Origin of the sequence: Ornithinimicrobium sp. F0845 (assembly GCF_023015765.1) — a bacterium.
GTDB lineage: Bacteria > Actinomycetota > Actinomycetes > Actinomycetales > Dermatophilaceae > Ornithinicoccus.
In genome coordinates, this window is the sequence record NZ_JALKAL010000013.1 from 103997 (window position 1) to 113845 (window position 9849).

Consider the following 9849-nt stretch of genomic DNA (forward strand, 5'->3'; position numbering starts at 1 on the left):
ATGATGTGTCCCACCCTGCTGATGGCTCATCCGCCCCGCCCCGCCGCCCGGGGCAGGATCAGTGCGACCATCATCGCCTCCAGCACCAGCAATGGCGAACCGTTGGCGACGAGCCGTGCGCGGGCCAGCCCGATCGTGTCCAGGGCCTGGAGCAGCTGGACCGGTGTCATCACCTGGGCCAGCTCGCGCACCCCGCCCACCTCGGTGGCGTTGACGGCCTCCACCCCCGCACCCGTGCCGAGCACCAGCGCGTCACGATAGACCGAGGTCAGGTCCGTGAGTGCCGCGTCGATCGTGTCGTGCTGCTGGCGCCGGGCGAGGCGCTTCTGCCGTTCGTCGAACTCCTTCAGGTGGGATCGTATGGCGGGAGGCTGGGTGCGCGCTGAAGGGTCGGCCCCGAGCTGGCGCAGGAGAGCGGCCCGGGCCTCGTCGGCCTCCTGGCCGGAGGCCCCGGCCGACCCCTCGACCGCGGAGATGTGCAGCTCCTCGGCGGCGGCGAGCGCGGCGCCCAGCCCGGTCAGGCTGAGCGGGATCGAGGTCACCCGGTGACGCCGGGAGCGGGCCGTCTCGTCCAGGGCCAGGCGGCGGGCGATCCCGACGTGGGACTGGGCGGCGCGCGCGGCATAGTGCGCCATCGCCGCGTCGATCCCGTCGCGCCGCTGCAGCAACCCAGCCACATCGTCGACCGGCGGCGTGCGCAGCCGCATGTGTCGGCAGCGGGAGCGGATCGTGACCAGGAGGTCCTCCAGCGACGGCGCGCAGAGCATCCACACGGTGCGCGGCGGCGGCTCCTCCAGCGACTTCAGGAGCGCGTCGGCGGCCTGGTCGTTGAGCCGGTCGGCATCCTCGATGATGATCACCCGCCACCGGCCAACGGTGGGTCGGGACCCGGCCGCGAGGGCGAGCTCGCGGGCGCGGCCGACCCGGATGAAGGTCTCGGAGGTGGCCTCCACGATGAGGTCGGCGTGGCTCCCCGCGAGCACGGTGCGGCACGCCTGGCACTGGCCGCACCCCGGGGCGCCGGCCCCTTCGCACTGCAGGGCCGCAGCGAAGGCCCGGGCCGCCTTGGAGCGCCCCGACCCCGGTGGGCCGGTGAACAGCCAGGCGTGCGTCATGGCGGCCGGGTCGGAGGCCGTGTGCTGCAGCTGCTCGATGAGGGGCGCCTGCCCCACCAGCTCGTCGAAGACGCTCACCGGGCCTCCCCCGCCACACGCTGCCCGGCCTCGGGTCCTTCGCCCCCCGCCGGGACCAACGCTCCCAGGTCGGGGCGGCGTGAGGCGAGCTCACGGCATACTGCCCGGTGGAGCACCGCGGGGTCGCCCGCGGCATCCAGCACCAGATATCGCTCCGGCTCGCGCTCCGCCAGGAGCACGAAACCCTGCCGGACGGCCTCGTGGAAGGCGTCGTCCTCCCGCTCCAGCCGGTCGTGGACTCCCTCGCGGCGGGCGCGCCCCTGTGCGGCGGACACGTCGAGCAGCACCGTCAGGTCAGGCAGCAGGCCCTCCGTCGCCCAGAGGGAGATGTTGCGGATGTCCTCGTGGCTCAGCGCCCGCGCCTGACCCTGATAGGCGACGGAGGAGTCCAGGTAGCGGTCGGTGAGCACGACGGCTCCGCGCTCGAGCGCCGGCCTGACGACGGTCGCCACGTGGTGGGCCCGGTCGGCCGCGAAGAGCAGCGCCTCGGCCCGCGGCGCGACATGGTCGCCGTGCAGCAGGACCTGACGGATCGCGGCCCCCAGCTCGGTGCCGCCGGGCTCGCGCGTCAGCACCACCTCGTGGCCGGCGGCCTCGAGGGTGTCTCGCAGGAGCCGGGCCTGGGTCGACTTGCCCGCGCCGTCCCCACCCTCGAACGCGACGAACAGACCGGCGTGCCCCGGCGTCGGCGGGGTTGGGGTGGTCGGCACAGGCAGAGCCTAGGCGACCAGGCTGACAGGAGCCTCGCGCTACCCACAGGCTGCGAGCTCAGTCCTCCAGACCGCTGAGCGTGGCCTCGCCCTTGAGCGTGTCGAAGATCAGGGCGGTCTCGGCGTGCAGCACCCCGGGCCGGTTGGTGAGGTGGTCGAGCACGAAGTCGCGCAGGGCGTCGGCCGAGTCACAGGCCACGTGCACGAAGTAGTCGGTCGCCCCGCTGACGTGGAACGCCTGCAGCACCCCCGGGAGCTTGGGCACCTCCTGGCGGAACTCCTCGAAGTGGCTGCGCCGGTGGCCACCGAACCGGACCGCGATCAGCGCCTGCACCGGGCGCCCCACCATCGCCGGGTCGATGTCGGCGTGGATGCCGCGGACGACGCCTCGCTCGCGCAGTGATCGCACCCGCACGAGGCAGGTCGACTCCGCGACCCCGACCTCACGGGCCAGCGTCGCGTTGGGGGTGCGGCCGTCCTTCTCCAGCAGCGCGACCAGCTGCTGGTCGACCCGGTCGAGCTGGGCCGCGGTCTCGGGATGAACCTTCTTCGCCATACCCCAAGCCTAGTCGCAGATGAGACAGAAACGACAGTATGTCGTCACTCGCGTCGCAGGATATGAGGCACCTTGGCATGGGCGCCGCAGATCGCCCAGAATGGTGGGCGTGTGCGGGCCAGGCCCGCGCCAGATGCCGGCACCACCGGTGGCCGACGGAGCCCACCGTGACCAGAGGAGTGACTTGCCCATGTCGTTCGACACCGACGCCGTCCACGCCGCGAGGGAGGACCTCACCGCCCTGGGGGTGCATGTGCCGCCCATCGACCTGTCCACCACCTATCCGGTGGGCGACGTGGAGGCCGGCGGCACGTCATACGAGAACCTGGCGACCGGAGGGACGCCCGAGGCGGGCGACAGCCTGGTCTACCAGCGTCTGTGGAACCCGACGGTCGCCCGGCTGGAGGACGCCCTCGCCCGGCTGGAGGGGACCCGGCAGGCGGTCGCGTTCGGCTCCGGTATGGCTGCGCTGTCCGCGACCCTGCTGGCCGCGGTCTCGGCCGGGACGCCGCACGTCGTCGCCGTCCGGCCGCTCTACGGCGGGTCGGATCACGTGCTGGCCACCGGGCTCCTGGGGACGCGGGTCACCTGGGCGGACCCGGACGGCATCGCCGCCGCCATCGAGCCCGACACCGGATTGGTGGTCGTCGAGACCCCCGCCAACCCAACACTCGACCTGGTGGACCTGGCCGCGGTGGCGCGGCAGGCCGGATCGGTCCCGGTCCTGGTCGACAACACCTTCGCCACGCCAGTGCTCCAGCGCCCGGTCGAGCACGGTGCCACCCTCGTGCTCCACTCGGCAACCAAGTTCCTGGGCGGGCACGGCGACATCATGGCCGGCCTGGTCGCGACCAACGCGGAGTGGGCGGCCCGGATCCGTGGTGTGCGGGCGCTGACCGGTGGGCTCCTGCACCCGATGGCGGCCTACCAGGTGCACCGCGGGCTGCAGACGCTGCCGACCCGCGTGCGCGCCCAGCAGGACAACGCCCAGGTCGTGGCGCACTGGCTCGACAAGCAGGACGGGGTCGTGCGGGTGCTCCACCCGAGTCTCCCTGGGTGTGACCCGCTCGGGCTGGTCGGCACCCAGATGGCCGGTTGTGGTGCCGTGCTCGCCTTCGAGGTCGGCTCGTATGCCGAGGCCGCCACCGTCGCCCAGACCTGCCGCCTGATCACCCACGCGGTGTCCCTGGGCGGGGTCGACAGCCTGATCCAGCACCCCGCCTCGCTGACCCACCGGCCGGTCACGCCGGAGGCCCGGCCGGCGGCAGGAGTGCTGCGGTTGTCCGTCGGCCTGGAGGACGTCGGTGACGTCATCGGCGACCTGCGACGGGCACTGACGGTCGCCCGCGAGCGCCACAGTCCGACCGTTGTGCCGGACCGCGCGGAGAGTGCGGACCGCGAGCACGTCTACCAGATCTGAGCCGCCGCGTCCGTAGGAGGCATGTCTTGCTGCAGGACACGCCCTCTGCAGGGCTGGTCAGCTGGAGGGCGGTCAGCTGGAGGGTGGGTCAGCTCGAGGTCTTCTTGGCCGCGCTCTTGCGGGCCGTCGTCTTCTTGGCCGCGGTCTTGCGGGTCGTGGTCTTCTTGGCGGCCCGCTTGCGTGTGGTCGGCCCCTTGGCCCGCTTGTCGGCGAGCAGCTCGAAACCGCGCTCGGCGGTGATCGTGGCGGGATCGTCGTCCTTGCGCAGCGTCGCGTTGGTCTCACCGTCGGTGACGTAGGGACCGAAGCGACCCTCCTTGACGACCACCGGCTTGCCGCTCACCGGGTCCGCGCCCAGCTCCTTCAGCGGCGGCGCCGCGGCCGCCCGACCACGCTGCTTGGGCTGGGCATAGATCGCCAGCGCCTCCTCCAGCGTGATGTCGAACAGCTGGGACTCGGTCGCCAGGGAGCGTGAGTCCGTGCCCTTCTTCAGGTAGGGCCCGTACCGGCCGTTCTGCGCGGTGATCTCCTCGCCGCTCTCCGGGTCGGCACCGACGACCCGCGGCAGGCTCAACAGGCGCAGCGCCGTCTCCAGGTCGATCGAGGCCAGGTCCATGTCCTTGAAGAGGCTGGCCGTGCGCGGCTTGACCTTGGCCTTCTTGGCGGTCTTCTTCGCCGGTGTGGTCGGGGTGGGCGAGCCGTCCCCCGGCGTGGCGGCGGACGCCGCCCCGGGCTCCGGGTCCTCCGGGAGCACCTCGGTGACGTAGGGCCCGTAGCGCCCGGCCTTGGCGACGATGTCGCGTCCGGTCGCGGGGTCCTGCCCCAGCACCCGGCCGTCGTCGGCGGCTGCCTCCAGCAGCTCGCGGCCCTTCTCGGGGGTCATCTCGTCGGGTGCCACGTCGTCGGAGATCGTGGCGCGGCGGGGCGTCCCCTCGGTGCTCGTCGTGTCCTCGACGTAGGGGCCGTAGCGACCGACCCGCACGACGATGCCGTCACCGATCTCGATCGTGGAGACCCCGCGGGCGTCGATCTCCCCGAGGTCGTCGACCAGGTCGCGCAGACCCTCGATGCTGGTGGCCTCGTCGCCGAAGTAGAACCGCTTCAGCCAGGCGACCCGGTGCTCGTCGCCGGCCTCGATCCGGTCCAGCCCCTCCTCCATCGACGCGGTGAAGTCGTAGTCCACGAGCCGCTCGAAGTGCTCCTCGAGCAGGCGCGTCACGGCGAAGGCCAGCCACGTGGGGATGAGGGCCGATCCCCGGGTGCGGACGTAGCCGCGGTCCTGGATGGTGCCGACGGTGGAGGCGTAGGTCGAGGGTCGACCGATGCCCTTCTCCTCCAGCGCCTTCACCAGGGTTGCCTCGGTGTAGCGGGCCGGCGGCGAGGTCTGGTGGCCCTGCGCCTCCGTGTCGAGGACCTCGAGCGCCACGCCCTCGGACAGGCGGGGCAGTCGCCGCTCCTGCTCCTCGGTGGGACGAGCGTGCCGGTCCTCGTCGCGACCCTCCTCATAGGCCGCCAGGAAGCCGCGGAAGGTGATGACCGTCCCCGAGGCGCTGAACTCGGCCTCGGAGGCCCCGTGCCCTTCGGGCAGCGACGCAGCCAGCTTGACGCTCGCGGTCGAGCCCTTGGCGTCGGCCATCTGGGAGGCGACGGTGCGCTTCCAGATCAGCTCGTAGAGGGCGAACTCCTGCCCGCGCAGCTCACCGGCCACCTGGGCCGGGGTGCGGAAGGAGTCGCCGGCCGGGCGGATCGCCTCGTGCGCCTCCTGGGCGTTCTTGCTCTTCTTGCCGTAGAAGCGGGGAGCGTCGGGGACGAACTCGGCGCCGTAGAGGTCGCGGGCCTGGGCCCGGGCCGCGCTGATCGCCGACTGCGACAGGGTCGTGGAGTCTGTGCGCATGTAGGTGATGTAGCCGTTCTCGTAGAGCCGCTGCGCGGTCCGCATCGTCGACTGTGCGTTCAGGCGCAGCTTGCGGCTGGCCTCCTGCTGCAGCGTGGACGTGGTGAACGGAGCGGACGGGCGCCGGGTGTAGGGCTTCTCGGAGACCTCACGGACGACGACCCGCGCCTCCCGGGTCGCCTCGGCGATGCCCGTGGCCAGGGCTGCGTCCAGGTGGGCGAGCCCCTGGCTCTTCAACACCCCGCGGTCGTCGAAGTCCCGGCCGGTGGCGACCCGCTTGCCGTCCACGCCGGTCAGGCGAGCCAGGAAACCTTGTCCGCCACCCTCGGGGGCGAACTCGCCCTCGACGTCCCAGTAGGAGGCGGAGCGGAACGCCATCCGCTCCCGCTCGCGCTCGACGACCATCCGCGTCGCGACGGACTGCACCCGCCCGGCCGACAGTCCCTGCCGCACCTTGCGCCAGAGCACGGGCGACACCTCGTAGCCGTAGAGCCGGTCGAGGACGCGGCGGGTCTCCTGGGCGTCCACCCGGTCCATGTTGAGGTCGCGGGTCTCGTTGACGGCTCGCTGGATCGCCTCGCGGGTGATCTCGTGGAAGACCATGCGCTTGACCGGGACCTTGGGCTTGAGCACCTCGAGCAGGTGCCACGCGATGGCCTCGCCCTCGCGGTCCTCATCGGTGGCGAGGTACAGCTCGTCGGCCTCCTTGAGGTGCCGCTTGAGCTCGGCGACCTTCTTCTTCTTGTCCGCGTCGACCACGTAGTAGGGGTCGAAGTCGTCCTCGACGTTGATCGCGAACTTGCCGAACGGCCCCTTCTTCATCTCGGCGGGGAGCTCGGAGGGGTTGGGCAGGTCGCGGATGTGCCCGATGCTCGCGTCGACGGTGTAGTCCGGCCCGAGGTACTCCCCGATGCTCTTGACCTTGCCCGGCGACTCGACGATCACAAGCTTGCGCCCACCAGCCACGACACACCTTCTCACTGCACCCGTGTGCCGCGGATTCGTCGCGACTCGGACACGGGGACTCGGCCGTCACGGTAGCCCATCGCGCCGCAGGAGCCGCTCCCCAGGGGCTAGCGGGCGTCCGGTGCGTCCAGCACCTGCCGGATCGTGTGCTCGGCGATGGCGGTGAACTCGGCACTGTCGGCCGACAGCCGCAGTGAGTTGACGGCATACATCACCGCCCACCCGCGGGCTCGCTGCCAGAGCGCCTCGTCCCGGCCGGCGAGCTGCGCATACCGCACCACGAAGGAGGCGCGTCCCTCCCAGTCGAAGGTCTGCCAGGCCGTCGCCAGGTCGGAGGCGGGGTCTCCCCCGGTCAGGTCACCGAAGTCGATGACCGCGGCCAGGTTCCCCCTGTGCACCACCATGTTGAGCGGGTGCGGGTCACCGTGCACCCAGCAGGGCGGTCCGCCGTGGACCGGCGCCGCCAGCGCGGCCTCCCACACGCGGAGCAGCTCGGGGGTGCGCGGATGCCCGACCGCAGCCAGTCGTTCCCGGAAGACCGCGTCGCGGGCCGCCAGCGGCACCCCGCGGAGCGGGTTGCGGGGAGCATTCTCAGGGGCGGGTTGGTGCAACTGCGCGGCGAACTGTGCCAGGGGCCCTGCCCATCGGCCGCGGGCGGCGACCGGGCTGTAGGCCGCGGGTCGCCCCTCGATCCAGCGGGTGATCGACCAGGACCACGGAAAGTATGCCGTGGGCCGGCCGTGCCGGACCGGCACCGGCACCGGGAGGTCCACGAGCCGGTCGATCGCCGGCAGCCAGCGGTGCTCGTGGGCGACGAGGTCGGCGGCGAGCTGACGTCGTGGGACGCGCACCAGGAAGTGCTGCCCCAGCCGGAACATGGCGTTGTCCCAGCCTTCTGCGAGCGGGCTGAGTGGCCGGTCGGCGAGGTCTGGGTGCTGGTCTCGCAGCAGCCGCCGCACCAGGTCCAGGGAGAGGTCCACCTCGGCGGCGGGTCCGGAGATCGGGGGCACGCGCCCACGCTAACCGGCCAGCCCACGTGCCGCCCGGAGCGAGGGCGCTCGACGCGACAGCCGCGTCATCTCGCGGGCGCGGGTCGGGTGGAGCGGGTCGGGTGGCGCGGGTCGGATGGCGCGGGTCCGGTGGCCGAAGTCCTGTGGCACGGATCACAGCCTGGCGCGGAAGAAAGATGCCGCTCCATACGCTTGTCCTTTTAGTTGAACAATCAATCATCTCGGAGGTCCCCTCATGGACGTCATCGTCCTCATCGCCCGCATCCTGTTCGTCGCCATCTTCCTCGCCTCAGGCATCGGCCACCTGAAGGCCACCGAGGCCATGGCCGGCTACGCCCAGTACAAGAAAGTGCCCGCCCCCAAGCTCAGCGTCATCGTGTCCGGCGTGCTGATGGTCGTCGGTGCCCTGTCCGTGCTCCTTGGCGCCTGGGGCGACCTGGGCTCGCTCCTGCTGCTCGTTGCCATCCTGCCGATCCCCTTCCTGATGCACCGCTACTGGGCCGAGGATGGCGAGGCCCGGGCCAACGAGCAGGTCCAGTTCAACAAGACCGTCTCCCTGGTCGGCGGGGCGCTCGCTCTGTTCGCCCTGTTTGTGATGGTGCCCGAGCTCGGTTTGACCGTGACCGACCCGCTGTTCACGGTCTGAACTCCCTCGCGCTGACCTGATCGCGCGACGCGAACCCTGATCGCCCTCGCGCACGCTCCAGCCGCGGCCCCGACCATTCTTGGTCGGGGTCGCTGCCGTGTCCGGCGGGCGACCCCCGGCCCCGCCGGGCACCGGCATCCACAGGTATGTCGTGGGGTTGCCGGGCTGTGTCGGTGGTCGCTGGCAGGGTCGTGTCCACAGAGGATGGCGTGTCACCCAGCGACTGTCGCACATCAGTGCTAATATCGGGTGAGAAGGCCAGGACCGGGCGACGCGGAGGGATCGCGACGCAGCAGGGCACGACGACACAGGGCACGACGAGGCAGGGGAGGTGAGTTGGGTGGCTCGGTTCACGGAGGGGTTCGAGGCCGCTGGTGGGGGCGTGTCGGTGCTGGAGGCCCGCCTGGCTTCGGTGCTGGCCGACCCGCCCGCCCGGGAGGTGAGGCTGGAGGAGATCGCCCCGGTGCCGGACTGCTCCGTGGTGGTGGAGTTCGTCTCCCTGGCTGAGGACGCGGTGACGCTCGCGCTGGCCGGGTTGGGGGTGGCCCCGGCCGAGTGCGCGGTGCTGACCGACCTGGCCCAGGCCTGCGCGTCGGTGACCCGCCGCGGTGCCACCGCACCCGGGCAGGAGTTCTTCACCCTCACCGGCACCACCAACCAGACCGCCGCCGACACGGCCGCCGCTGACCCGGCCGCGGCACCGGCTCTGCGTCGGTGGACCCGGCGACGGCTGAGGTGTCGGTGGGTGAGGAGGCACCGGCGGTGAAGGGTCGGGCATCGTCGTTGGTGGATGCGTTGGGGGTGTTGTCGCGGGCGGCGGGCCGGTTGGACAAGGTGATGGTGTCCGGGGCGCGGGAGCTGACCGCGGCGCAGGGCAAGTTGTTGTTGGCCGACAAGGGCGCGGCCTCCCTGGATGAGCTGACCCCGGCCCAGACCGAGGCGTGGCGGAACAAGGCCAAGCGGCGGACCCGCACCGATCTGGAGTTCGAGATGGGCTGGGGTGCCGGGGAGATCCGAGACCTGGTCGCCCTGGCTGCGATGCCCGCCTCGACCACCGGCCCGGTGGGTTCGGCCATGGCGTCGGGGGAGGTCTCGTGGCGGCTGGTGCGGGGGTTTGTCGGGGCGGCCGGGCACCTGCCCACGCACCTGGGTGCCGGGGTCGCGGGCGCCCTGTTCGGCACCGATGAGTCGGTCGCCGCGACCGAGCGGTTGAGCGCCGACCGGGAGTTCACCGGTCGCCCGTGGGCGCACCGGGAGTTCTACCGGGCCCTGGACCGGGAGGTCGCCAAGGCCGAGGCCCACCTGGATGAGGACGAGCGGCGCGCCAAGTCCCGGGCCAAGTCGCTGCAGGGCACCGACACCTGGGGCCGGATGGATGAGGACGGCACCGGGACCTTCGGGATGCGGTGCACCGCGACCCAGGTCGCGGCAATCCTGGACCGGGTGGAGGGCGC

Annotated in this window: 9 protein-coding genes; 4 read left to right on the forward strand and 5 right to left on the reverse strand. The window is 72.0% G+C overall.

Features of this window, described 5'->3' with window-relative positions; all coding sequences use genetic code 11:
• Positions 1–26: 26 nt before the first annotated feature.
• Genes MWU75_RS16415 through MWU75_RS16425 form a run of 3 tightly spaced genes read right to left on the reverse strand, consistent with a single transcriptional unit; the run spans position 27 to position 2459 of the window.
• Positions 27–1193 carry a DNA polymerase III subunit delta' gene (locus tag MWU75_RS16415; protein ID WP_247092892.1) on the reverse strand — a complete coding sequence of 389 codons (1167 nt, stop codon included), beginning with the start codon at positions 1191–1193 and terminating at the stop codon, positions 27–29.
• Positions 1190–1903, reverse strand: coding sequence for a dTMP kinase (gene tmk / locus MWU75_RS16420; protein WP_247092894.1), 714 nt, complete (start codon positions 1901–1903; stop codon positions 1190–1192). Before tmk ends, MWU75_RS16415 begins: the two co-directional genes overlap by 4 nt.
• A gap of 58 nt (positions 1904–1961) precedes the next feature.
• Positions 1962–2459, reverse strand: coding sequence for an Lrp/AsnC family transcriptional regulator (locus MWU75_RS16425; RefSeq protein ID WP_247092897.1), 498 nt, complete (start codon positions 2457–2459; stop codon positions 1962–1964).
• Positions 2460–2649: 190 nt separating this feature from the next.
• On the opposite strand from MWU75_RS16425, the gene MWU75_RS16430 reads away from it, so the two are divergent.
• A complete protein-coding gene (locus MWU75_RS16430) occupies positions 2650–3879 on the forward strand; it encodes a PLP-dependent aspartate aminotransferase family protein (protein ID WP_247092899.1) in 1230 nt (409 codons plus the stop codon).
• Between the two features lie 88 nt (positions 3880–3967).
• Here MWU75_RS16430 and topA read toward each other — a convergent pair whose 3' ends face one another.
• Both topA and MWU75_RS16440 read right to left on the reverse strand, forming a co-directional pair.
• Positions 3968–6739, reverse strand: coding sequence for a type I DNA topoisomerase (topA, locus tag MWU75_RS16435; RefSeq protein WP_247092901.1), 2772 nt, complete (start codon positions 6737–6739; stop codon positions 3968–3970).
• A 107-nt stretch (positions 6740–6846) separates the two neighbouring features.
• Positions 6847–7749, reverse strand: coding sequence for an aminoglycoside phosphotransferase family protein (locus tag MWU75_RS16440; RefSeq protein ID WP_247092903.1), 903 nt, complete (start codon positions 7747–7749; stop codon positions 6847–6849).
• 235 nt (positions 7750–7984) lie between these two features.
• Here MWU75_RS16440 and MWU75_RS16445 point away from each other — a divergent pair, with 235 nt between their 5' ends.
• The 3 genes from MWU75_RS16445 to MWU75_RS16455 all read left to right on the forward strand — a co-directional run.
• Entirely contained in the window at positions 7985–8395 is a 411-nt protein-coding gene (locus MWU75_RS16445) for a DoxX family protein (RefSeq protein WP_247092905.1), read from the forward strand.
• Positions 8396–8735: 340 nt separating this feature from the next.
• Positions 8736–9161, forward strand: coding sequence for a hypothetical protein (locus tag MWU75_RS16450; protein ID WP_247092914.1), 426 nt, complete (start codon positions 8736–8738; stop codon positions 9159–9161).
• A partial coding sequence (locus MWU75_RS16455; RefSeq protein WP_247092916.1) for a hypothetical protein occupies positions 9158–9849 on the forward strand: 692 nt, incomplete at its 3' end. The genes MWU75_RS16450 and MWU75_RS16455, both read left to right, overlap by 4 nt.